The organism is Croceicoccus estronivorus (assembly GCF_001625325.1).
Classification (GTDB): domain Bacteria; phylum Pseudomonadota; class Alphaproteobacteria; order Sphingomonadales; family Sphingomonadaceae; genus Caenibius; species Caenibius estronivorus.
On sequence record NZ_JRQQ01000004.1, the window covers coordinates 42,010 to 66,810 of the forward strand.

Annotated in this window: 19 protein-coding genes; 8 read left to right on the plus strand and 11 right to left on the minus strand. The window is 58.2% G+C overall.

All coding sequences use genetic code 11. The features are described 5' to 3' along the window. Nucleotides 1-128: 128 nt before the first annotated feature. From MB02_RS07855 to MB02_RS07875, 5 genes are all read left to right on the plus strand, one after another. Nucleotides 129-1,967 (plus strand): putative bifunctional diguanylate cyclase/phosphodiesterase, encoded by a 1,839-nt coding sequence (locus tag MB02_RS07855; RefSeq protein WP_170304674.1) that lies wholly within the window; start codon nt 129-131, stop codon nt 1,965-1,967. A gap of 9 nt (nt 1,968-1,976) precedes the next feature. After that, a complete protein-coding gene (locus MB02_RS07860) occupies nt 1,977-3,965 on the plus strand; it encodes a sensor histidine kinase (RefSeq protein ID WP_067535206.1) in 1,989 nt (662 codons plus the stop codon). Next, complete coding sequence (locus MB02_RS07865; protein WP_067535209.1) at nt 3,965-4,411, plus strand: response regulator; 447 nt, start codon at nt 3,965-3,967, stop codon at nt 4,409-4,411. Before MB02_RS07860 ends, MB02_RS07865 begins: the two co-directional genes overlap by 1 nt. 99 nt (nt 4,412-4,510) lie before the next feature. After that, entirely contained in the window at nt 4,511-5,188 is a 678-nt protein-coding gene (locus tag MB02_RS07870) for a response regulator transcription factor (protein ID WP_082826061.1), read from the plus strand. Continuing rightward, entirely contained in the window at nt 5,178-6,752 is a 1,575-nt protein-coding gene (locus MB02_RS07875; RefSeq protein ID WP_067535213.1) for a PAS domain-containing sensor histidine kinase, read from the plus strand. The genes MB02_RS07870 and MB02_RS07875 overlap by 11 nt, the downstream gene beginning before the upstream one ends. Before the next feature lie 65 nt (nt 6,753-6,817). Here the strand turns inward: MB02_RS07875 and MB02_RS07880 are convergent, their stop codons facing one another. Together MB02_RS07880 and MB02_RS07885 are read right to left on the minus strand one after the other, a co-directional pair. After that, a complete protein-coding gene (locus MB02_RS07880; protein WP_082826062.1) occupies nt 6,818-8,563 on the minus strand; it encodes a putative bifunctional diguanylate cyclase/phosphodiesterase in 1,746 nt (581 codons plus the stop codon). A 42-nt stretch (nt 8,564-8,605) separates the two neighbouring features. Further along, nucleotides 8,606-9,097, minus strand: a complete 492-nt coding sequence (locus tag MB02_RS07885) for a PilZ domain-containing protein (RefSeq protein ID WP_067535220.1) — start codon at nt 9,095-9,097, stop codon at nt 8,606-8,608. Nucleotides 9,098-9,941: 844 nt separating this feature from the next. On the opposite strand from MB02_RS07885, the gene MB02_RS07890 reads away from it, so the two are divergent. The 3 genes from MB02_RS07890 (at nt 9,942) to MB02_RS07900 (ending at nt 16,784) form a co-directional block, all read left to right on the plus strand. Continuing rightward, nucleotides 9,942-10,472 carry a hypothetical protein gene (locus MB02_RS07890; protein WP_067535224.1) on the plus strand — a complete coding sequence of 177 codons (531 nt, stop codon included), beginning with the start codon at nt 9,942-9,944 and terminating at the stop codon, nt 10,470-10,472. 9 nt (nt 10,473-10,481) lie between these two features. Beyond that, nucleotides 10,482-11,840: a CsgG/HfaB family protein gene (locus tag MB02_RS07895; protein WP_235829462.1), complete on the plus strand. Its 1,359-nt coding sequence runs from the start codon at nt 10,482-10,484 to the stop codon at nt 11,838-11,840. Nucleotides 11,841-11,960: 120 nt separating this feature from the next. Then, nucleotides 11,961-16,784 (plus strand): beta strand repeat-containing protein, encoded by a 4,824-nt coding sequence (locus tag MB02_RS07900; RefSeq protein WP_082826063.1) that lies wholly within the window; start codon nt 11,961-11,963, stop codon nt 16,782-16,784. Nucleotides 16,785-16,970: 186 nt separating this feature from the next. On the opposite strand, the gene MB02_RS07905 is transcribed toward MB02_RS07900, so the two are convergent. The 9 genes from MB02_RS07905 to MB02_RS07945 form a co-directional block, all read right to left on the minus strand. After that, nucleotides 16,971-17,627, minus strand: a complete 657-nt coding sequence (locus MB02_RS07905) for a response regulator transcription factor (RefSeq protein WP_067535231.1) — start codon at nt 17,625-17,627, stop codon at nt 16,971-16,973. A 588-nt stretch (nt 17,628-18,215) separates the two neighbouring features. After that, nucleotides 18,216-18,725: a bifunctional adenosylcobinamide kinase/adenosylcobinamide-phosphate guanylyltransferase gene (gene cobU / locus MB02_RS07910; RefSeq protein ID WP_082826072.1), complete on the minus strand. Its 510-nt coding sequence runs from the start codon at nt 18,723-18,725 to the stop codon at nt 18,216-18,218. Next, the gene (locus MB02_RS07915) at nt 18,725-20,182 is read right to left on the minus strand and encodes a cobyric acid synthase (protein ID WP_067535238.1); all 1,458 of its coding nucleotides are present in this window, start codon (nt 20,180-20,182) and stop codon (nt 18,725-18,727) included. The genes cobU and MB02_RS07915 overlap by 1 nt, the downstream gene beginning before the upstream one ends. Beyond that, a complete protein-coding gene (gene cbiB / locus MB02_RS07920; protein ID WP_067535242.1) occupies nt 20,170-21,108 on the minus strand; it encodes an adenosylcobinamide-phosphate synthase CbiB in 939 nt (312 codons plus the stop codon). Before cbiB ends, MB02_RS07915 begins: the two co-directional genes overlap by 13 nt. Beyond that, nucleotides 21,101-22,108, minus strand: a complete 1,008-nt coding sequence (locus MB02_RS07925; protein ID WP_067535245.1) for an aminotransferase class I/II-fold pyridoxal phosphate-dependent enzyme — start codon at nt 22,106-22,108, stop codon at nt 21,101-21,103. The genes cbiB and MB02_RS07925 overlap by 8 nt, the downstream gene beginning before the upstream one ends. Next, nucleotides 22,081-22,800, minus strand: a complete 720-nt coding sequence (cobS, locus tag MB02_RS07930; protein ID WP_067535248.1) for an adenosylcobinamide-GDP ribazoletransferase — start codon at nt 22,798-22,800, stop codon at nt 22,081-22,083. The genes MB02_RS07925 and cobS overlap by 28 nt, the downstream gene beginning before the upstream one ends. Beyond that, nucleotides 22,797-23,366, minus strand: a complete 570-nt coding sequence (locus tag MB02_RS07935; RefSeq protein ID WP_067535252.1) for a histidine phosphatase family protein — start codon at nt 23,364-23,366, stop codon at nt 22,797-22,799. The genes cobS and MB02_RS07935 overlap by 4 nt, the downstream gene beginning before the upstream one ends. Next, nucleotides 23,363-24,376, minus strand: a complete 1,014-nt coding sequence (gene cobT, locus MB02_RS07940; RefSeq protein WP_067535256.1) for a nicotinate-nucleotide--dimethylbenzimidazole phosphoribosyltransferase — start codon at nt 24,374-24,376, stop codon at nt 23,363-23,365. Before cobT ends, MB02_RS07935 begins: the two co-directional genes overlap by 4 nt. Next, on the minus strand, nt 24,373-24,780 hold the full coding sequence (locus tag MB02_RS07945) for a DUF1636 domain-containing protein (protein ID WP_067535260.1): 408 nt from the start codon (nt 24,778-24,780) through the stop codon (nt 24,373-24,375). Before MB02_RS07945 ends, cobT begins: the two co-directional genes overlap by 4 nt. Nucleotides 24,781-24,801 lie beyond the last annotated feature (21 nt).

Here is a 24,801-nt window from a genome sequence, read left to right on the forward strand (position 1 = left end):
ATTTCGGATTCAACTTTATCTACAAAATGACGATGAATTTGGTTGATCGGCATTAAGCCTTCATTATCGAATAATATTTATATCAGTACCTTACATTTTGAATTCATTGTGCATTCGCGGAGATGTATATGGGCGATGTACAACAGGCCAGTGGGGGAGGCCAGGCTTCGTCTGGACATGGCGAGTTCTCCGTTCTGGTCATCGAAGACAATCCGGGCGATCGGCGTCTTGCTGAACTCGCCCTGACGGCCGGTGCGGAAGGCACCGGGGCGTTCTGCGAAGTGCTCCTGGCTGGTACTCTGGAAGAAGGACTGCAGTTGCTGGCCACCGCAGAGCGGAACGCCATGCATGCGATCCTGTTGGACCTTGGTTTGCCTGATGCGGCAGGCTTCGATGGTCTCCAGAGGCTCAAGTCCCTCTATCCGGACATTCCGGTGATTATCCTGACCGGCCAGAATGAAGAGGCTGTCGCCATATCCGCGTTGAAGTTCGGTGCCGCGGATTATCTTGAAAAAGACGAAATCCGGCCGCGCTCCCTTTGGCGCTCCATCGGTTATGCGTTGGAGCGCAAGAAGCTGGAGGCGGAACTGGTCTATCTGGCGGCCACGGACCCGCTGACAATGGTGAAGAACCGCCGCGCCTTGCTGGAGGCGTTGCCGCTCATCATGGAAAATGCGTTGCGTTCCGAGCTCCACTGCGCAGTGCTGATCATAGATATCGACAATTTCAAGCAAATCAACGACTTGCTCGGGCACAGCACAGGCGATGAACTCCTCCTAACGGTCGCATCCAGAATCAGTGATGCCATTCGGCAGACCGATGTGGTCGGCCGTCTTGGGGGCGACGAATTTGCAGTGATCGCGACCAATCTGAAATCGCCTGAGGGAGCGATTGAGATCGCTGAGAAGATCACCCAAGCTATTGCTGCTGTTCCGGAAATCAATGGTCGGCCGATCGAGATTTCGTCCAGCGTGGGAATCGCCTTGTTCCCCTCAGGAGTGGAAAATTCCGACGAGTTGCTGACCCACGCAGATCTCGCAATGTACAAGGCGAAGAAGGAAGGCCGGGCTTCCATTTGCCTGTATGACGAATCTCTTCACCATGAATTACGCCGCCGGCTGCTGCTGAAACGGGCGATGGTCAGCGATATGGCCACTCCCGGCTTCTATCTCGACTATCAACCGATCGTCGATTGCAAGACCCATGAAATCGTGTCCGCCGAAGGCCTCGCACGTTGGCGGACGCGCGACGGGAAGATCGTGATGCCGGCGGAATTCATTCCCATTGCCGAGGAGAACGGCTGGATAGCCGATCTTGGCATGAGGATGATCGAACAGGCTTGCGAATTCATGAGCCGCTCGCTGTCGACCGGAGTCCCCGTGGTTCCGATCTCCATCAACGTGTCCCCAATCCAGTGCAAGGACAAGGGCTTTCCTGGGGAGTTCACCAGGGCAATCGAGCGGCGAGGGCTTAGCCCCACGTTGTTCAATATCGAGATAACCGAGTCCACTTTCATGCAAGATATCGACGGTGCACGGCGTGGCCTCGAAGCACTGATGCATGTCGGGATCGGCATTCACATCGATGATTTCGGGACCGGTTATTCCTCGCTCTCGCTTCTCCGTGATTTGCCACTGAAGCATCTGAAGCTCGATCGTAGCTTCGTCTCCAGACTGGCAGAGGATCTGGGGACAAGACCCATCATGGAAGCGATCATCGATCTTGCGCGCAAGCTTGAATTCAAAACGGTGGCGGAGGGCGTGGAAACCGCTGAACAAGTGAAATTGCTGACTGAAATCGGGATCGATTACCTGCAGGGGTATTATTTCTCTCGCCCGATCAGCGCCGCCAAGCTTTGCGAAGAACTGGTTATGGGCGGAGTAGTGCGCAATGGTTATGGCCTCGGGCTCGAAGCGGGCCATGACATGGATAACGCCGACAAGATATCCCGGGCGCTGGGCCGCTAGGGACGCAGTATGAAACGCATCGAGCCGTCCGCATTTGGTCTTGCGACGAAGATTGCGCTGGCTGCCGGTTTTATCGGGCTCTTGTCCATCGTCGCGTTGACGGCCTACATCTATAGCGGAAGCAGGGATATCCTGATCGAGCGAGATTCCGAACGCCTTGCCCGGAGTGTCGAGGTTTCCGCTTCGCGTTTCAATTCGCGCATCGAATTCGGGCGTCAGGATACGTTGCTGCTTGCCAGGACGCCTCCGATACTCGGCATATTTCGCGCTAGTGCGAGAGGGGGTGTGGACCCGCTCGATGGATCGACAGAGCGTCTGTGGCATGATCGGCTGTCGACCATTTTTGCCGGTATGCTCGAAGCGCGGCCGGAATATATGCAGGTTCGATTGATCGGTGCTGGTGGGCGGGAGATCGTTCGTGTCGATCGTTTGCGTGACGGCACGCTGTTCAGAGTGCCCGATAATGCGCTCCAGCAGAAAATCAGTCGGCCCTACGTCCATAATGCCCTAAAGATGGCCAAGGGGGAAGTTTACCTCTCCCGCATCGATCTCAATCAGGAGCATGGCAGGATCGAAGTTCCCAATCGTCCGGTAATCAGGGCTGCAACCCCGGTCTTCTCTGAAGCGGGAGAACTGTTGGGGATTATTGTCATCAACGTCGATATGGGTCGAATCTTCGATATCATCGAGGGGCCAGGATCCAGTCAGATCGATTTCTATCTAACCAATCAGGATGGAGATTATCTGGACCATCCGGAGGTCGGAAAGAGGTTCGGTTTCGAGCTTGGCCGCCGATATCTGATACAGGCCGAGTTTCCGGCACTGAAAGGTTTCGTCACAGGGAAAGCACCGGAGTTCGCCGGGATCGTCAATGGCCCGGCGGGGAAGGTTCTGGCTGTTGCGACCAAGGTTCATTACGATCCGAATGACACCGGCCATTATGTGGTCATAAGCGAGATGTCGCCGGCGGATGAACTGGCGGCAAGCATGGCAAGCGTGCGTAATCGCGCTGCGTTAGCGGCGGCAGTCGTCCTTGTGCTGGGCCTGGTTGCTGTTGCCTGGTTGGTCAAGGTGCTCTCTCGGCCGCTCAAGGAAATCAGCGATATGGCCGTGGCCGTGGCGCATGGTGACCGCCGGGTGGACATTCAGCGTATCGGAACGCGCCGCGATGAAGTCGGTGTGCTTGCCCGCAGTTTCGAAACCATGGTGGAGAAGGTGGATGCGCGAGAGGAAGAACTCGCCGCGGAGAAGCAGAAGCTGGAAAAGGCGAATGAGATGCTTGCTCGATCCAACGCGAAACTCACCCGCTCGAACCAGGAATTGACGCAGTTCGCTTACGTAGCGTCGCACGATCTGCAAGAACCGTTGCGCATGGTCGATAGCTACATGGGGCTGATCGAGCGCCGTTATAAAGGCAAGCTTGATGCCGATGCAGACGAATTCATCGGTTATGCGGTGGATGGTGCTCGCCGCATGAAGCGGTTGATCAACGAGCTGTTGTCCTACTCGCGTGTCAGTAACCGCCCGTTGAATGTCCGACAGGTGGATACGCGCGCAACGGTGGAGGGTTTGCTCGCGATGCTACGTGAACAGATCGAGCAGGTAGATGGAGTGGTCCATATTGGCTCTCTGCCGACGATTGAGGCCGATGCTGGCCAGATCGAACGGTTGTTCACGAACCTCATCGGCAATGCTATCAAGTTCAGGGGAAATGCCCCACCGCGCATCAGGATATCGGCAAAACAAACGCGCGATATGTGGGAATTTTCGGTTGCCGATAACGGTATCGGCATCGAGCCCGAATTTCGCGAAAAGATATTCGAGATATTCGCCCGCCTGCACAGCCGCGAAATCTACGAAGGCACCGGTATCGGCCTGGCTGCCTGCAAACGTATCGTCGAATTGCATGGTGGCACGATCTGGGTGGAATCTGCCCCCAATGGTGGCTCGATCTTCCGCTTCACATTGCCAGAACAACAGGATGAGGAACCCGTCTGATGCTGGATACTGCACCGCGCGCGATTGAGATTTTGCTCGTCGAGGATAACCCGGCCGATATCAGGCTGACTCAGGAAGGCTTGAAGGAAGCCAAGGTCGCCAACAATTTGCAGGCAGTAACGAATGGGAGGGATGCACTCGATTTCCTGCATCAGCGTGGTGCGTTCACCGATGCGCCGCGGCCTGACCTCGTGCTGCTCGATCTCAACCTTCCCGGGCTCAGCGGTCATTCGGTGCTGGCCGAAATCAAGAAAGAGCCCAATCTGCTGATGATACCGGTCGTTGTCCTGACATCATCGGAATCGGAAGCCGATATTATTCGATCTTACGAAGAACACGCCAACTGCTTCATCTCGAAGCCGGTCGATTTCTCGAGTTTCCTCGACATTGTCGCGCGGATCGAAAGCTTCTGGTTTTCCATCGTGCGGCTGCCGCAGCCCGGCTGAGAGTTGCTCCGTTTCCCGGCGGACGATGGCCCTGCGGTATTGGTACGGTATGTGAGATCGCGGCTTATTGTTGTCTTGGGGAAGGTACTGAATTTCAGAATGGTTCCTCAGGATATGCGCAAGGGTGCGGGTAAGAAGATGAGTTTCGAAGAGGCGGGACGATCTTCCATCGTCTACGTGGTGGATGACGATGCGGGGGTCAGAGCGTCGCTTGTGGAGTTGCTGGAGGCGAACTCGATTTCCGCGCACCCATTTTCTGGCGCAGGGAACCTTCTCGATGCGTTGGACAATTTGCAGCCGGGCCTCTTGCTTGTCGATATTCGTATGCCTGATCGCAGTGGTATTGATTTGCTGTCGGACTTGCGTGCGGCGGACTGCTATTGGCCGGTTATCATCATGACCGCGCATGGGGAGATACCCCTTGCCGTGCGGGCAATGCGGCTTGGCGCGTTCGATTTTCTTGAAAAGCCGTTTTCCAACGACGTGCTGCAGGCGACCCTGAAAGACGGTTTTCAGATGTTGCATGAGACGGTCAAGAAATCGGATCGCGCAAGAATGGCGCGAAGGCTCCTTTTGTCGCTGAGCCCCCGCCAGAGACAGGTATTCGAAGGTGTGGTGAATGGGCTGACCAGCAAACAGATCGCCCAACTGCATGGGTTGAGCCCTCGAACGGTCGAGGCCTATCGTCTCGACATGATGAACAAATTGCAGCTGACCCAATTGGTGGATCTCATGGAGCTTAAGGCGGTGTTGCGGGAATGCCAGCTTGCGATTTGAGGATTGCCGGGGTGTCTGTGTCGAACGTATCCGCAAGCTGCGTTGGGATACACGGGAAGCGGCGCTTTCCTCCACAGCACTCCACCTGTCGATCCAGATACTCGTTCGCTCGGTAGCGCCGAAGGTGATCCTCTGGGGCAGGGATTTCACCACCTATTACAACGACAACGTCATGGGGCTTTTCGAGGATGACAGTGGTGATGGCATTGGCATGCCATTCCCTGAATTCCGCCCGAAGATATGGGAACGCATTCGCGATCAGGTGAGGCTGGCCTTTGAGGGTGTTCCTTGCGGCAGCAGTGACGTGGCACTCCGGACGGGGAATATTCCGGGCCAGATTGTATACTATCAGTTCTGCTACACTCCCATTCCGGGTGAAGGAGGCCTGCCGGCGGGAGTCCTGATAGATATTCAGGATGTTACGCGGGTGCGGCGGGATTCAGAGATCTTGCGGATCGAAAACCACCGTCTCAACCGGCTTTTCGCCGAGGCGCCGGTCTTTTTCTCCCTCGCGGTGGGCCCTGAATTCCGGATTGTCTACGCGAACAACGCCCTTGAAAGACTTCTCGGTGGCCGGCCGTTGATCGGAATGACTGTCGCAGACGCTGTTCCAGAGATGGAAGAGCAGGGTTTTCTCGATATTCTCCGACAGGTTTACGAGAGTGGCCGGCCATGGGTGGGTTCCGATGTCGAAATGACCTTGCGCCACCCCGAAACCAGGGAAGAGGCTCTTCGCTACGTCGACTTCGTCTTTCAGCCCGTGCATCTCGGATATGGCAGTGAACCGGGAGTTATCGCAGTCGGCTATGACGTGACGGCCAGGCACATGGCGGAGATCGATGCGGAGCAGCTGCGTCGTCAGTTACTTCACGCCTCAAGAATTAACGCCATGGATACGATGGCCATGACCGTTGCACACGAGCTGAATCAACCTCTGGCGGCAGTGAGCAACTACATCGCGGCGGCTTCTAGCCTGTTGAACGAAAGCAACGCCAATGCAGGACGCTTGCTCAAGGCTGCCGCAGATGAAGTCGAGCGGGCGGGGGATGTCATTCGCCGCATGAGATCTCTGGTTCGTTCGGGTCGGGCAAATCGGGCACGCGTCTCACTTCACAGCGTCTTTGTTCGTGCCGTCAGGCTGATTGAGGCGACGGAGCATCACGATGTCGTGTTTACGCTCGATCTCGGTGAGGGGGCGAGCCATGTGATGGCCGACGAGGTGCAATTGGAGCAGGTCATGGTCAATCTGTTCCGCAATGCGATCCACGCTTCGCGGGAGAGTGAACGAAAGGAGGTCATCCTGCGGTCGGAACCGTTAGATGGTTGTGAGCGCATTGCTGTGACTGTCAGGGATTTCGGCCACGGATTTGGGCCGGAAGAACTCGATCACCCATTTGACCGGGTCGGACAAAGTGAAGGAGGGGGGCTCGGGCTCGGATTGCCTCTCACACGGACGATCATAGAGGCAAACGGGGGCACGATTGTAGTTGCAAATGCCTCACCTTGCGGCGCAATCTTTACTTTGGTTATGGATCGCTCGGAGATGCCCACGGAGGAGGAGTAGTTTTACTCTGCCTTTCACGTTTCGGTATTGCATGGCGTCGGGTCCGTCGGGCACAGATGCGTGTTTCAGGCGTGGGAGCGGTGCTGACGCAATAAATCGCGAATTTGCATGGCCGGGACAGCTTTCGAAAAGATAAAGCCCTGAATCTCGCTGCATCCCAGGGCAGTCACCATAGCCTTCTGTCCTTCCGTTTCGACCCCCTCCGCAGTGGTGTCCATTCGCAGGCTTTCGGCCAGATTGGTTACGGCCCGGACGATCGCGTTGGCCTCTCCGCTAGTCGACAAACCCTGAACGAACGACTGATCGATCTTGATCTTGTTGAAAGGGTGCTTCTGCAAGTAGCTGAGTGAGGAATAACCGGTTCCGAAATCGTCCATGGCGATCCGGACACCGATATTCTGCAATTCCGCCAATATCTCGAGAGTCTGTTCCGTATCGTCGAGCAAAACGGATTCCGTAATTTCCAACTCCAGACGTCCGGCCGGCAGGCCCGACGCTGTCAATCCGGAAATAACGGAATTGATCAGATCGCGGCTGCGAAATTGCACTGCGGAAACATTGACGGATACCATCACTTCCTTTGGCCATTTCGCAGCTTCGAGGCAGGCCGTATTCATGACCCAATCGCCGATATTGTTAATCAGGCCGATCTCTTCGGCGACGGATATGAACTCGCTTGGCCCGACGAGCCCCCTCGTGGGATGGTTCCAGCGGATCAGCGCTTCACAGGAAGTGATCCGGTTCGTCGCCAGGCACAGCAGCGGCTGGTAGTGGACTTCGAATTCACTCCTGGCGAAGGCGGATCGCAATTCCATTTCCAGATTGCGGCGCGCGGCCATTCTGGTGTCCATCCCGTTTTCGAAAAAGGTGCATGCCCCGCGCCCGCTCCGCTTCGCCTGATAGAGCGCGAGGTCGGCTTTCTTGAAAAGCTCTTCGCCACTCAACCCGTCCTGCGGGGCAAGGGCTATGCCAATGCTGGCGTCGATTTCTACAAGGTGGCCTTGAAGATTGAACGGGTTCCGCAGCGACTGACGCACACGTTCCGCCAATGCTGCGGCTTGGGCCGGACTGGAGAGGTCGGTCGATACGATCGCAAAGTCGTCACCCCCGAAGCGGGCAATCTGATCGTGCGAGCGGCGGCTGCAATGGCGGATGCGTTCAGCGGCCTCCTTCAGCAACTGGTCGCCGATGTTGTGCCCCAAGGCATCATTGGTCGTCTTGAAATTATCCAGATCAAGAAAGAGTACGGCAATCAGCTTGGATGGAGGTCGGCGTTCCAGTGCTTCGTCCAGTTGGTCGCACAATGCGGAACGGTTGATCAGGTCCGTCAATGAATCGTGCCGTGCCAGATGTTCGATCTGCTGTCTGGCCAACTGTTGTTGTGTGGTGTCTTCATGCGTCACCAGCCACCCGCCCGATGGAAGGGGGGTGCTGATGAAGTGAATGGTCCGGCCATCGTCGGCCATAATGTCGCCCGTCACTTCCTGTGCGGGAGAGAGCGAATTTTGCAGTTGCCGACAATACTGAATTTCGCGGACCGTAGGAACATTCGCGAGATGCCGTCGTGTGAAAAGATCGAGTAACGGAACCCCGGTTCGGATTTCATCTTCAGCAAAGCCATGCATCCTGCGATAGCGGTCATTGACGAAGGTGACGTGGCCCTGCGCGTCGAAAAGGACCACACCGTGCGGCAGCATATTCAGCAGCTCGGGAGTCGTGGCTTGAGCGCCGGGTGGATATTCCTGCTCCCCATCGCCTGAGGGAAATGTTCTGCTCCCACTTCGCGAAGTTGGCTTGGGTGATATGGTCATGGCCGTCTTTTCCCCCTGTTGAGCGCATGCCGGTACGAAACGTCAGTTTCTGGCAATGGCGCTCCCGACGGTGTCGCTCAGCAGCAGGAAATCCTGAGCGATTGTATGAGCAATAAGAAATGCAAGCGTTGCTCCGGCACCTGTCACAGCCACCCACTGCAGGGAGCGCGAAACCGTTTGGGTCAGTTGCTGGCGCTCGATATCCAAAGGTTCGCGTGGTCGGAGAACACCAGGTGCGGTCGATGCATCTATGGCGATGGTTTGAAATTTGGAGCCGCCCAGGATAATCCGCTCGCGTGTAAAGACGCCGATTTCCTGGCTGTTGGTCCAGACTACGCGACCCGCGAGTTCGCGGCCATCGAGACGGATAGCGATATATGATCTGGTGGGTGGGGGATACTCGCACGAGAGCATCATGCCGTGCGACGAGACATTGTGGACGCGGGCTTTTTGCGCGCTCATGTCGGACAGAAGGTTCGCTTCGAGGAACACTCTCTGTCTGGGCTCGCGTGCCTTGTGGCTTTGCCCGGTCATGGCTTGCAATCGACCGTAAGCGGGAGATCGCTGGCACTGATACGGGATAGGGTGCCGTCACGCACTGCGGAAATATATATGGCACCCGAAAAGCGGTTCCGGCTTGCCGGGACTTCTATGCAAAAGCCCATCATTGCTTATCTCCCGCATCGTATTTCTGGCTCGATGCAATATCAATTTACAACCCGGTCTTTAATAATGACTGGAATAAATAATATGCAATGCACCCTACCGTATAAAAACGGTATGACGAAGGCGGCTTGCTGCTACTCGCAGGTGAGCCTGAATGCGGCGGGAACAGGGTGCTCCAAGCACCGCTTTCCGGTACTCCATCGGTCTGCAGGTAAATATCGCGAAGCCAGCTTAGCTGGCGATTGTTGCAGTCCCAAGTCCGTTATCCAGGGCAGTTTACAAGTTCATCAAAATCGGCCTTCCGCACGATAGCCGCCGTATCGGCGCTGCTTGACGTTAACCTTCCGCTGATTATGGAAAATTTAACCATTTACACAAATTTTTCCATATTTCCCAATCCATTGTGAACCCACAATTCACCTCTATACCGTAATGTCCACATATTGTGGAGAGCCCCCATATGCCGCGATGTTTAGTTAATCCGAGGGCTAATGGAGGGGGCAGTCGGTTTTACAAAATTCCTGCATGACAATCGCAACGAAACATCCGCGAGATATCCTTCGCGGATGTCTTTGGGGATAGCGTTGTTTGGCGTTGGCGCGTTGCTGTGCGCCTGTTTGCGTGAGCGTTATGCGGGGATTGTTGGATAGCCGACTCTTGACTCGATCTTCCGCTCTATTTGAATAGATCCCGCCATATCAGGGGATAAATAATGCTACGTAATTGCGTAATTGCGATATTTCTATCGTCCAGCCTTCTTTCGACGCCTGCGCTTGCGAACAACGTGGGTGAGAACTGGGCTTGGCAGTTCGACACATCTGCCGACAAGGTGAACAAGGCGGCAGTCTTGGACATGCTGGAGAAGAAGAAGAGCGGTTACTATTCACCGCCGACTTACATCACGAATATTGAGCGGCAATATAATTGCAACGTTTCGGCGACTGCTACGGGCAATGAGGGGACGAATACCAACCTCGCGAATTCGCCGACGACTTCGGGTCCTACTTCCAACGCAACCGGCAACGACAATACCACCGACATCGGGGGATGGCGCGGGGATAGCCAAGCCTCCAACGACCAGGACAACGACGGCAGCGTCAAGGCTTCGGTCGATGGTTCGGTGAGCGCGAATGTGAGCGGCTCTCCGGAGCAGGCTCTCAACTCGACGCAGACGAACAGTGGCGATCAATCGGCCAGTGTCGACGGCAGCACCGCCTGTCATTTCGCTAACGTGCTGAACTAAGGGGCTGACATGACAGAAAAAGTTTTGGCGGGAGGTTCGCATCGTCGGCGGTCGCGTGCTTGGTATGGCACGATGTTCCTTTCACTTGGTGCGCTTCTTTCCGGATGCACCATTCCTGCGGCGCAGAAGGTAGCGCCTGGCGAATTGCCGCTCGTTCTCGGCCCGCCGGTGCGGGATAACGTAACCCCTATGGAAGGGGTTATTTCGTGTTTTGCCGATCATGTCGCGGCACTTCGCAAGGCCCCGGTGGTCATCGGCGTTGGCGACGTGAAGGATTTCACAGGCAAGTATTCTCTCAATGAAGGTAACGCGATAACCCAGGGCGGCGCCCTGATGGTCTATTCGGCATTGGGCAAGCTTTCGGGCGCAGTGCGGATCGCGGAGCGTTTCGATCCTTCGATTGCCGAACGTGAGCTTGGTTACATCGATCGTCGTCAACTTGGGGATGGCCAGATTCATGAGCTTGGTGGGCCGAACGGGGCGCAGCAGGTTCCGTGGCTGCCCTACTTTGGTGGTACCATCCAGCGTTCCGACTATTTCATCGTCGGCGGGATCACCGAGGTCAATTACGATATCCGTTCGGGCGGTTTCGAAGTCGGCGTGAACCAGATCAGCGGCAAGGGTCGTACCTACAGCCAGCAGGTCGCCGTCGATCTGCGGATTGTCGACACCAAGACTCTCATGGTCGTCAAGACGGTGAGCCTGGCCAAGCAGTTTACCGGCTATGAAGTCGGTACGGACGTGTTCCGCTTCTTCGGCAGCGATCTGTTCGATATCAACATCGGGGCGCGTGGGCAGGAGCCGTTGCAGCTCGGTATTCGCGCGGCGTTGGAAGAAGGGGTCGTTCGGCTCGTTTCCGCAGTTACCGGGGTTGATTACAAGCCCTGCGACGTCATGCGCACGGAAGATGGCCGTTTCTCGACCAAGCCTGCTGAAGAGCTTCGCACCGTCGAAAACCCGCCAAGTGAATTCGCTTCTCCACCGATCCGGGCCAATGCCGGTGCGGTTGTGAACGATGGCGGCTCGAAGAGCGCATCGACCAGCGGTGCGGACGCGCAGATCGGTTTTGAATTCGGTTCTTCCCAGCTTGGCGGCGAAGCGCTTTCACGGATCGATCAGATCGCCGCAGCGGCCAAGCAAGGCGGTGTGAATGTCCTGATCGTCTCGCGCGACACAGAGAATTTTGAACCCGGCAAGCGTGATGCGCTTACCGATCAGCGGATCGCTGCGATCACAAGCGCTTTGGCCAGCCGGGGCATCGCTCCGGGGGCAATACGCGTGCTGTGGCGGCCTGATCCGGCAGATACGTCGATCCACCGTGATGGGCCGGGAATGCAAGAATTGGCCAGGCTCCGGATCGGAGGCTGAGGCAGTAACCCATAATTTAATAATATAACGGGTGCGCATAAACTTGATGAAGTAAAAGTAATGTCGCGTAATTTTGCGCGTCGAAATTTCATCGCAATAAGGGGCAATGAAATGAATAGTATGTCGAGTAAAAGTAAGGCACGCCTGCTGACTACGGTCGGCGGTGCAATCGCTGCGTCGGTTGCAATCGCACCGGCGGCACAGGCGGCCGATACGACCATTAACGCTGCCGGCACGGTAGCCACCGTAACAGGTCATGTGGACATCGATTCCATTCTCGCCAATGCAGGCGCGATCGGGTCGACAGCCAGCGGCTCCTTCAACGGCGTTAGCCAGACGGTCAGCCCGACAACGGCGACCACCATCACCGTGACAGGCAACGAAGTCACCGCGACGTCCTTCGGCAACAACTTCGACAACCTGATCGATCTGACCACGATCGACAACGACGGCCTCAACGATGGTGCCGGCTCACTGGGTTCCGCGATCAACGACAGTTTGGGTTTGATCACCGCTGAGGCTAGCGGCAATGACATCGGCGCCGACCTCGACAATTTCGCTACCGGCAGCGTTCTGGTCGGAAGCAACAGCATCGACGCCAACGCCACCGGCAACAACGGCAGCACCACGCTGGCGGGTTCCATCCCTAACACCTACACGTCAACTGCACCCGGTTCCTCGTCGATTGATAACGGTGGCATCGACAACCTGCTCGAAGCACAAGGCAGCCTGGTTGCCAGCACGGCTCAGCAGTCGGGCGGCGACGTCACGGCAACAGCTGGCGACAACGATGTCGGTCTGAACCTGATCAGCGATCAGGACAACACGATCGTTGCTGCTCCGGCAGTTGAAGATAACAGCGTCGGTGCCACGGCCAAGGGCAACAGCTCCAACACCACCATCGACATTCAGTCGGGTGATGCGCCGACCTTCACCGGCAGCGCGGTGGCGACCAATGGTCAGATCAACAGTGCGAACATCACCGCAACCAATGGCGATGCCCGGATCGTTGCGACGCTCGATGCGGAATCCACATTCGTCAACACGCTCGCGGGCAGCCTGTCGGTTGACGGCAACACTGTCAGCTCCAGCGCCAGCGGCAACGAAGCACTGGGTGCGACTGCAGGGCAGGCGGGCAACCGCATCCTGCTGGCCGACGGCATGTCGTTCGCGGGCCCGGGCGCCTCTGCTTCGGTGGATACCGCTTATACCGGTGGTGATGTCTCCAGCGACGTTTCTGCTGATCTGGTCATCCACAACAGCCAGGGCAATACCGGTGCGGGCAACAGCACCCGTTTGAACATCGCTGCGACAACCAGCGCGAGCGTGATTGGCGCCGATGTGCAGGCGATCAACGGCGGTTCGATCTCCATTTCGGACAACGCCTCGACCGCGACTGCCAGCGGCAACGCTGCCAGCAGCGCACTGGCCAATGGTGACGGGGCTGCCTCGTTCGCCGGCACGGCTGCTGTCGCAAACCAGCAGACCAACCTCTACACCAATGTCGCTGCCACCAATGAGGGTGCGGAAATCGGTGTGGAAGTGGTCGACTTCGACACGGGTGATCTGCCCGGCAGCACGGTGACCGTGGACGGTAACCGCGTTGCGGCTTCGGCCTATGGCAACCAGGTCAGCCAGAGCCTTTCGGTCGATGGCGCTGCCACGTCCTTCCCGGCTCTCTCGGTCGACCTTACCGGCGGCACGGGCCCGGACGGCAATGTCCTGGCAAGCGGCAACCTGATCGTCAGCAACCTGCAAAGCCAGTACAGCAGCAATGTCTCGGCCGGTGAAAGCAGCGGGATTGGCCTCATCACTGATGCAGAGGAGGTTACGGCCTCCACTCTGTCAGTGACCAACGGCACGCAGGAAGCGATTGCTCTCGGCAACTCGGCTTCCAACGGCCTTTCGCTTTCGGGTGTTGGCGTTGACACTGGCGCCGGCATTTCGAGCGTACAGATCGTTGCCGATGCTTCGGCAGTAAGCGCGTCGACTGCGGCTGACGCCTGGATTGAAGGTTACGACATTTCGGGCAGCACTGTCGAAGTGAGCGGCAACCTGCAGCGGGCGATTGCCTATGGCGGTTCTGCCAACAACTCGCTGGCCATCAGCGGCGAAACCGTCGTCGTTGACAGCTCAGTCGATGATGTTGCTTCGACTGTCACATACGATGCAGGTGCAGCCGATGGCTTCGAACTCGACTTCACTAATGCACCGAATGTCCTTGCCGCATATGGCCTGCTGAATGTGCAGTCCGTCTCGGCTGACATCACCGCAACGGCTGATGGCTATTACGAAGGCGCGACGGGTATCTACGTTGACGATGTTTATGGTGGCAGCACCATCATCAATGACGGCAATGCCCTGGTTGCGGCTGCTTACGGCACGGACTCGACCAACACGGCGAGCCTCGATGCCGGTAACCTGGTTGCAACGTCGGATACCATTGTCGATGAACCGGACTTCGCATCGGTGCTTAACCTCACCAATGCACAGACGGTAACATTCGAAACGAGCATTCTGGCCCAGGTTCCGGGTGGTGTTGGTGCAGGCACCTACATTGACGGTGATCTCGATGGTTCGAGCGTTTCGACTTCGGACAACACCGTGCAGGCGCTGGCATATGGCAACCGTGCCGATAACGGTGTGATCGTTTCGGCGACCAACATCGATACCGAAGCGGATTCGTTCCCGTCAGGTATTCGTGGATCGGCTGCTGTCGTTTCCAACATTGCGACGACCGACGCTTCGTTCAGCCTGAACAGCGTGCAGTCGGCAGGCGGTTCAATCACTGCCGCTCTGGTCGATGACACTGGTTCGCCGACAAGTTCCGCTGAAATCTTCACGGTTGTGGACCTTGACGTCACCGATTCATCGGTTGCCAGCAACGGCAACACGTTGACCGCCGGTGCCACGGCTAACCGTGCGGATAACCTGATGGACCTGAGCGGCAACGAACTGGCCACCACCAGTGCGCTGACCAACTTCCAGGTTTCGGACGCAAGTCTCTCGGCGGTTATCGGGGTTGAAGGTACGGATGGTACTCCGGCTGATCCAGGTACGCCGGACACGCCAGGTTACACAGCCACGACCAATGGTTCTGGTACGGGATATATGAGTACGTCGGGTGATGATCTCATCATTTCGTCGGGCACGGTAACCGTCACATTTTCGGGTTACTCGTTTACTCAGCGTGAGGTCGACTACCTGAATAGCCTTAACGGTGTGAGCGGAGCGTCCTTGAATGGCAACACAGTGGTGTTGTCCGGAACGGTCGATACGACTGATTTCAATGGCTTTAGCTTCAGTTCAGGCGGTGACGCATCTGATACAGGGAATGAGACGATCGGCCTTAACGGTTTCGACGTTCCGTTGATCCCGGGTACGTCTCCGACACCAGCAATTCCACCGATTCCCAATGGTGGCGGAGTAATGGCCGCGATCGGAGAGGATGTGACTTCCTCGACGATTTCGGTCGATGGCAACCTGACGTCGGGTTCTGTGACTGGCAACAGCGCCGCCAACAGCCTGCTGGTGGAAGCCACTTCGGCTCCGGATGGCAGCGACCACTTCTGGACTTCGGCCACGGCCGATAGCCTTGGTGTGGAAGCTGGCGGTGACCACATGCTGGTGAATTCGCAGCTTGCGGGCCCGTCCAACCTCGACAGCACTGTTTATGGCACGTTCGCCATCAACATGAATGACAATGCGGACATCTCGAACTCCACGCTGACCGTTGACGGGAACAGCCAGAGCTCACGTGCGGTGGCCAATACGGCGGCCAACAGCGTGGAACTGGATGCGACCAATTCGGAAGCAGGAGCGGTTCTGGCCTCCAGCCAGTACAGCGAAGCTGCGGTGTCGGCCTTGTCCGATCTGGACATGTTCGCGCCCGTATCTTCGGATAACACGAGCGTCAGCCTGTCGGACAACAGCAACCTGGCGGTTGGTGTAATCAACAACGCCACCAACGCGGTGACGGTGTCGGGCACCAATATCGCTCCGGTAACGTTCGATCGTGATGTCTATCTCGACGTCGATACCGATATGGTTGCCTTTGGCGATCACATCCTGCTCAACCAGCAGAGTGCGACCACAGCTGCAACGGCAACTGCGGTGACCAGCATCTACAACGATGATGGTGCTGCGATTGCAACCGATGGCCTGACCAACAGCACGGTTGTTATTGCCGGCAACAGCACGCAAGCCGAAGCTTCGGCGAACCGCGCTGTGAACACCATGGACGTGAGTGCTGGCTCCAGCCTCGGAGCGAGTGCCGGGATCAACAATGCGCAGTTCAGTTCTGCCGTTGTTCAGTCCTCAGCCACGACGTCGGCCAGTGTCACGGTTGCGGGTGATACCGGGATTGCGGCAGCTGACAGCAGCAGCGTAACGCTGGGTGGTAACACGACCACCGCTCTGGCTCGTGGTAACTCGGCCACCAACGTGCTGAACTACTCGGCCGGTGCCAACTATGGCAACGCGACGAGCTTCGGCCCGGGTGCTGGTGTCTCCGTCGACAACTCGTCAGCCAATGTCACGGTCGGCGCTCGCGCCGGTGTGCTGAACGTTCAGACTAACTCTGGCGATGGCGTCACTGCAACGAGCACGAACGCCAGCTATCTGGTTGCGCTGAACGGTAATACGCCGACAGTCACGAATGCGACGGTTGGTGTGATCGGCAACACTGTGGCAGCGGCTGCCTATGGTAACACCGCCGCCAACACTGTGACGGTCGCCGCCCTGAACACGGGCATGCCGACGGCTGCAGTGGGCAATGTTCAGACGAACAGCGCCTCTGTAACTGCCACGGTTACGACGGTGACCTACGGCGTGACCTCTGGTCTGGGTGCGGTTGCCGGCAGTGCGCTGTCGGTGACGGGTAACTCGATCTCGGCCACTGCGGTTGGTAACAACGCCGTGTCGACGATTGCATCCGGCATGTAATAAGCCTCAACAGGCTTGAAACATCAGGGCCCCCCGCCACGATCGTGGCGGGGGGCTTTCTGTTTGCGGGTTTCTTTCGCAATCGGCGGGCATTGCGCAGGAATGCTTAGGCGCAGGCTCAAGGACACGCCGCGGTAAGCAAGCGTTGGCTTCGCGAAAGATGCACCCCCGCCGCGCGGGACAGGATCAGTTCGTGTGATTGTGGATCGCGTGTGTATCCGGCAGAGCTTCGGGCTGCTTCGTCGCCTGGAATACGATTGCCATCGCTTCGGGCAATGACCGGACTTTCAACCGGCGCATCAGATTTGCCCGATGCATTTCGACTGTCCGCGTGCTGATACCCAATTCGAAAGCGATCGCCTTGTTCGACAATCCATCGCCGAGCTTTTGAAGAACCTGCCGTTCGCGCCGGGTCAGGCTTTCCATCAGGGCCAACGCCCGTTCCCGTTCACCCCTGGAAGCCAAACGGTTTTCAAGCCGGTCAAACACCTCGCGCAAGGCTTCGATCAGAGCTTCGCGAGTGAGAGGTTTTTCGAGAAAATCCAGCGCGCCTTTCTTGATCGCGCGCAGTGCGCTGGCAATGTCGCCATTGTCGCTCATCATCACTACGGGCAGTTCCAGCCGGGTGTCCCCCATGCGATCCAGTACATCGAGGCCATCCAGGCCAGCCATGCAAAGTTCCAGCAGCACGCAGCCGGGCTGGCGCTCATGAATGTTTTTCAGGAAATCATGACCGGAAGCGAATGGGCTGGGTTCAAAACCAAGTGATTTCAGGAATACCGCCGCAGACATTCGGGACCCGCTGTCATCATCGACAATATAGACATTGCGGCGATGATTCATGGGGTGGGTCATCATTCAACGTAACGGGAAATCGCCTCCCGAATATCATGCTTTGTTTTATAAATCCAATGGTTAACCAGACCTGTCTGGCCGGTGGCAGTAATGGCCTCTCCGCTCGCATGCTAGGCACGCAATCGTTTTCAGAGCAATAGGCAAAATCACTACATGGGTCCAGTCATGAACATTATTGGCGATTGCCTGTGCGAGTGCCCGCCCTTGTAATTTTGAGGAATATCGATGGGAGAGAGGGGCCACACAGGCAAACTCCCAAAAAAACTTTGAGGTTTCCTTTTACCTCAGAGCAAAATGATGCAATAAAAGACCATCGTCTCATGAGAGATGCTCGGGTCTTGAAAGCTCCCTCAAGCTTAAGGCCAAAAAAATGGAAGGCGGCTTCACCTGAGGCCGCCTTCTTTGTTCTGAGGAGGTGCCAGTGAAAGTATTTATATACGTACTTTCACTGTAGAGGATGAAATTCTCTTCAAGCGTTTCTGAAATGCGATGGTATCCGGAAATATAGAGATCGCTTTCTGATCCCGCAGGTGCGATAATCGGTGGCAGGTGCGTGAAAATTGCAGACCGTATCGCTCATTTCATGCGCAGGGCCAGCCCGGCTGCGAGAAGCTGCACCTCGTCAGAGGCTTCGGCAACGCGCTGATTGACGATGCCAGCGGCATCGCGAAATTCCCGTGCGAGCGCATTGTCAGGGACGATACCCCAGCCCACTTCATTGCTCACCACGATCAATGGCCCGGCAGCAATGCGGATGGCCGAGGTCAGGTCGTTCACCGCAATGCCTATGTCACGCCCCCCGAGCAGCAGGTTTGTTACCCATAGGGTCAGGCAATCGGCCAGGATGACACAGTCCGCGTTCGAATGGGAGGCAATGGCGGCGGGCAGGTCCAGAGGTGCCTCGACAGTGGTCCATTGCTGGCCCCGGTCTGCACGATGGCGGGCGATGCGATCTTCCATCTCCTGATCGAACGCCTGCGCGGTGGCGATGAAGGTCGGGGGGAGGTTCGTGGCCTCTGCCCGCTGTTGCGCATAGCGGCTTTTGCCTGAGCGTGCGCCACCGATCACGAACAGTGTCTGGCTCATCATGGGCGCGCGCCGGAGATGGTCAGCATAGAATTGATATCACAGTATTTTTCGAGATCTTCCGCAATGGCGTCCAGCGCGGAATCGACCACGGTATCATGGTCAATGCCATCGGATAGGCTGCCGAACTGGCGGAGGAATGCAGCACGCAGGCCGGTGTTCGTCAACATGCCGTGGACATAGGTGCCGATCACGCGACCGTCGGCACTGACGGCGCCATCGGTGCCGCCGTGATCGAGTATGGCAAATGGGCGTGCCCGATCCTTCCCATGGGTTTCGCCCACGTGCATCTCATAACCGGAGAACTGCGCGCCCAAGGCGGAGCCGGTCGTCTGGCGCAGCGATTTCGACCGGGTGAGCGTGGTCTGCACTTCAAGCAGGCCAAGCCCTGCGATCGAGCCTTGCGTGCCTTCGATATGATGGGGGTCGGCAATGTCGGTGCCGAGCATTTGATACCCCCCGCAGATGCCCATAATCGCCCCGCCACGGCGGCGATGCGCAAGGATGTCGATGTCCCATCCTTCTGCGCGGATGGCGGCCATATCAGCTATCGTAGCCTTGGAGCCGGGTAGAATGATGAGATCGGCATCGCCAGGAATGGCGCGGCCGGGGGGAATCATGGACAATTCGACTGTGCTTTCCGCCTTGAGCGGGTCGAGCTCATCGAAATTGGCGATGCGTGGCAGGATCGGGCAGGCAATCTTGAGCCGCCCTGATGGAGATCTTGTGCTGCGTTCCAGCACGACGGCATCTTCGCTTGGTAACTTCACCGCAGCGGGCAGCCAGGGAACGACACCAAGGCCGGGCCAGCCGGAAAGCGTCTCGATCTGGTGGTAACCATCTGAAAACAGGGCGGGATCGCCCCGGAATTTGTTGATAAGAAAGCCTCGGATCATCGCGGCATCTGCCGGATCGATTACGGTGCGTGTCCCGACTACGGCCGCAATTACGCCGCCCCGGTCAATATCCCCGACCAGAATGACCGGCACATCGGCTGCCCGGGCGAAACCCATGTTGGCGATGTCTCCGTGCCGCAGGTTGATCTCCGCGGGTGATCCGGCGCCCTCGACCAACACCACATCGCATTGCGCCTGCAGCCGCCGGTAACTGTCCATGACTTCCGGCAACAGGGCCCCACGCGCCAGACGAAAATTGCCACTGCCCAGGGTGCCGCGCAGCTTGCCGTGCACGATCAGTTGAGACGTATGGTCCGCCTGGGGTTTGAGCAGAACGGGGTTCATGTCGGTGTGAGGGGCAATGCGGCACGCCAGGGCCTGAAGCGCCTGTGCACGGCCAATTTCGCCGCCATCGGCAGTGACGGCTGCATTGTTCGACATGTTCTGGGGTTTGAACGGACGGACGGAAAGACCGCGATTGGAGAGCGCGCGACAAAGCCCGGCGACCAGCACGGATTTGCCGACGTCAGACCCTGTTCCCTGCAGCATCAGAGCACCCATGCCAAGCCTCCTGAAACGATCCATAAGCCTGCACAAGCGCGAAGATAGATGCGCAGGGCGCAGTCGATATCATGCGGCCCGGCCTGGTTGGATCCAGTGCCGATCCAGCTTTTGTCTTCCCACGCGCCATCGTAGGAAACCGGACCGGCGATACGCAGACCAAGAGCCCCGGCCATGGCCGCCTCGGTCCATCCTGCGTTGGGGGAGGCATGTTTGCGTGCATCACGCAGCATGATCCGCCAGCCGCGTCCGGCAACCAGGCAAAGGAGAATTCCCCCAATACGTGCCGGAAGGAGGTTCGCCACATCGTCCACGCGCGCGGCGGCCCAGCCGAATGCGCTCCAGGGCTCTTCCCGATGACCGATCACGCTATCTGCTGTGTTGATGGCCTTGTAAGCCCATAAACCGGGCAGTCCCCCGATAAGCAACCAGAACAGCGGGGCAACAATGCCATCGCAAAAGCTTTCCGCCAGACTTTCGATGGCCGCCCGGGCAATGCCAGCCTGATCCAGAGCCTCTGTGTCTCGCCCAACGATCATCGATACGGCTTTGCGCGCATTTTCGATGTCGCCTTGCACAAGGGAGCGAGCAACCGGGCGCACGTGCGTGTAAAGGCTTCGTTGTGCAAGCGCCGGCCATGCGCAGATCGCGAGCAATAGCCAGCCAAACGAGCCTGCGTGGCTGATAATCAGGGTTTGCAGCAGCCATGCAGCGCCTCCGCTCGATATGACGAGAACAGCCATTGTCGCAACGCCGAGAAACCGGCGAGAGAGTTCGCCATACTCTGGCCGGTTCCAACACCTTGCGCATGCGTTGATAATGCGCGCGAACAGACCAACGGGATGTCCGATCCGAATATAGAGGCAATGGGGCCAGCCTATCGCGGCATCCAGAATGAGCGCGGCCATCGCGACCGGTTCAGCCATCGGACAGCGCCGCCTCCAATCGGCTGAATTCCGTCGCATTGGCCGGCAATCCGATCCGTAATCTGTTGGGCAAATCGTTGAACGGACGTGTCAGGATCGATTGTCGGGCCAGCCGTTCGAACAGGGGCATGGCCTTGTCGATCTCCACCAGCCGGAAAAGCGGGCACGCGCCTGAGGAGGGGAGGCCCTTGTCGTGCAACAGGGCGTCAAGCGCGAGCGCCTCTTCGCGCAGGCGATCCCTTGTGGCGGAGATCCACGCGTGGTCGCGATATGCCGCCCTGCCGACGGCGATGGCCGCTGCAGAAACAGGCCATGCGCCGATGCGACGGCGCAAGTGCGCGATCATTGGCCGTGGTCCGACCATGAAGCCGAGGCGTAAGCCAGCCAGGCCGAAAAACTTGCCGAAGGAACGGAAAACCACCAGCCGCCGGTTATCCCTGACAGCAGAGGCCATGCAATTTGAAGGATCACAATCGCCAAATGCCTCATCAACGATGAGCCACCCTTGCGGGCCGCGTTGAGCAAGCAACTTGGTCAATTGCACCGGGCTCAGCAGGCGCCCGTCAGGATTATTGGGATTGGCGAGGATCAATGTCGCCCCGTCCGCAAGATGCAGAGCGTCCATCGTCAGCGGCCGTGCGCCGACGATGATTTCTCCATGAGTGCGGTACGATGGCGTGAGGTAAAAGGCCGGAGCAGAAAAGCACTCCCCTGCGAGGCGTAATCCGATCTCTGTGCCGGGCAGGGCGCAGACGTGAGCCGGGTCGGCGTCGAAATGCGCGGCTGCGGCGGCTTCCAGGTCAGACAGCGCTTCACATTCGGGCAGACGCTGCCAGTCGACCGGGATGGTGCAGGTCTGGGGCCAGGCATGAGGATTGATGCCGGTGGAAAGATCTATCCAGGGCTCGCCCTGATCCCCGAAATAGGCCCGCGCGGCGGCAAGGCCACCTCCATGCCATGTCCATTGAGCAGTCACGCGAACCTTGCCCAGATCAGCCATGCGAGCAACAGGCCTGTTTCGATGATCTCAATTCCCGCGCCGTGACTGTCGCCTGAAATGCCGCCGATGCGGCGCATCACCCATCGGCCCCAGAGGAATACCAGTACAGGCGTGACCAGAATGGCGGGCATTTCCCATGTGCAAGCGATCAGGCCGCTGAACCACAAGCACAGATGCCAAGGGCGTATCGCCCCTTTGAAGCGCGCGCCCAGCCCTTCGTGCAAGGGAGGGAGCCAGACGGTCCAGACCAGCGGCCCGAACCGGGCAGCGAAAGGGGTGAGGACAAGTGCGGTCCAACCCGACAGTTCGATTACACTTTGGAGCAACAGCAGCTTGGCCAGCAATTGCAGGCCAATCGCGACCGTGCCGAAAGTGCCGATATGTGGATCTGCCAGCACCTCCAGCAGTTTGGCCCGATCCTTGTGTATCGCGCCGCTGGCGTCGGCAATGTCGCCCAGCCCGTCGAGGTGCAGCGCGCCTGTGACACCGATCCAGACGACCAGTGCCGTCAAGGCCCCGGTCCACGGATCAATCCGGCTGCCTGCCCACGCTGCGCCTGCCACACAACTTCCGACAACGACGCCCACGATGGGAAACCACCGGATAGAGGCGGCGAATTCGGCACTCGACACCGAAATGCGGGGCATGGGAAGCCGAGTCATGAACTGCAGTGCAATGATCGCTCCTTTCATCTCCTTAGTCCGATGATCTGTGCGCTGCGGGGCTGGCCTGGCCAGATCTGGATGGACAGGAGAGAGGCGCAGGGCAGGTCGAATGCCCAGAGCGCCGGATGGTCGAAGCCGAACAGAACGGCCAGCGCTGCACGCATTGCACCGCCGTGCGTGATGACGAGTGTCGGGGCCTGATCGAGGTCGTCGATCGCCTCCGATACACGGGCTACGAGTGACGACCAGAGCTCTCCGCCCGGCGGGGGGTGTGCATCGGGATCGTTCCAGAACTGCCCGATGGTTTCCGGATCGACTTGAGACGGGGGAAGGCCGTCCCATACGCCGAAATCCAGTTCTCTCCACCGAGCATCTTCACGCACCGGCACGCCATGCACTTTGCCGACCGCGCGGGCGGCCAGAGTGGTCCGCGACAAGTCGGAAGAGACCAGCCGGGTAAAGGAAATTCGCGTAGCTTGCCGTATGCAGGCGGTTATCCCGTCGGGGGTGGGTGCTCCATCGGTCCGTCCCATGAGGAGGCCGGGCACCTCGGGTGCGCCATGCCGCAGGAGATGCAATGCAAAGCCGCTCATTGTGCGGGGGACACACCGGCCTGAGCGAACGTGGCCATTTCCGCATGGGCAGCGAGTGCGGATCGGACGATATTGACAGCCACTGCCGCTCCACTCCCTTCACCGAGGCGCATTTCCAGATGAAGCAGGGGATCCAGGCGAAGCAATTTCAGCAGACGTCCGTGGCCGGATTCAGCGGACTGATGGCTGGCAAGGCAATGACTGGCGATATCCGGCACTGATGCAGCCAGTGGTGCCAGCGCAGAACAGCAGATGAAGCCGTCCAGCATTACCGGGATACGCAGTTGGCGTGCGCGCAGGATTGCCCCGGAAATGGCGGCGATCTCACGCCCACCGACCCGGCGTAATGTCTCGAAAGCGCTATGGGGGGCATCGCGATGGCAGGCGATAGCTTTATCGACCACTCTGGCCTTGTGCGCCACGCCTTCCATGCCAATGCCGCTGCCCGCACCGGTCCAGGTCGTTGCCTCTCCGCCGAAGGCACGCGCGCAGAGTGCTGCAGCCGCTGTTGAATTGGCAATGCCCATTTCCCCAAGCACGAGCAGATCGCTGTCTGGGGGCACTGCATTCGCCCCGATGGAAAGGGCGACCATGCACTCGTCTTCGGTCATGGCAGGTTGGGTGGTGAAATCGGCAGTGGGACGGTCAAGTTCGATTGCCACCACGGCGAGATCCATGTCAGCAGCCCGCGAAAGTGCGTTGATCGCGGCCCCTCCGGCCTGGAAATTGGCCACCATCTGAGCGGTGACGGACGTTGGAAAAGCGCTGACGCCGTGCGCGGCAACGCCGTGGTTGCCAGCAAAGACAATCGCGTGGGGCCTTTGGAGTAACGGGATCTCCCGCGCTTGCCAGCCCGCGAGGAACAACGCGATCTGTTCGAGCCGGCCAAGCGAACCGGCGGGCTTGGTCAATTGTCCCTGTCGTGCCTGGGCGGCCGCGATGGCGGTGTCGTCCGGTTGGGTTCGCTTTTCGAGTGCCGTCTCGAAGTCGATAATAGAGGAAAAGCTCATCGGGCAACGAACCCTTCCGGTGGGGAACGGGTAATGAAGTGCCCTTTCACGCCCTCTGGCCAGTCGGCATAGGGGACCTGACCAAATTCACTGAGCGCGTAATGCGCGGCGTAATCGAGGATAGCCCGCGCCGCATCTTCGCCGGGGACGAAGCGGCCCATGACGTAATTGATTTTGCCGGGCGCGCGCAGGTGTACGGTGCAGTAGTCCGAACAGGCGAACAGGCACGGCATTTCCTGGATAGCGATTGCGGTATAGCGGCTGTCGGAGCCTTGGACCGCACGCAAGGCATCGGCCAATCGCGCCCCACCGCGCACCCCATGTTCGTCCTCGCGCGCGTTGGCCGAATTGCGGCAGGTGTTGCACACGACCACCGCAGGGCCGGTGCTCACAGGCATGAGCATGGAACGACCTCCTGACGCAGT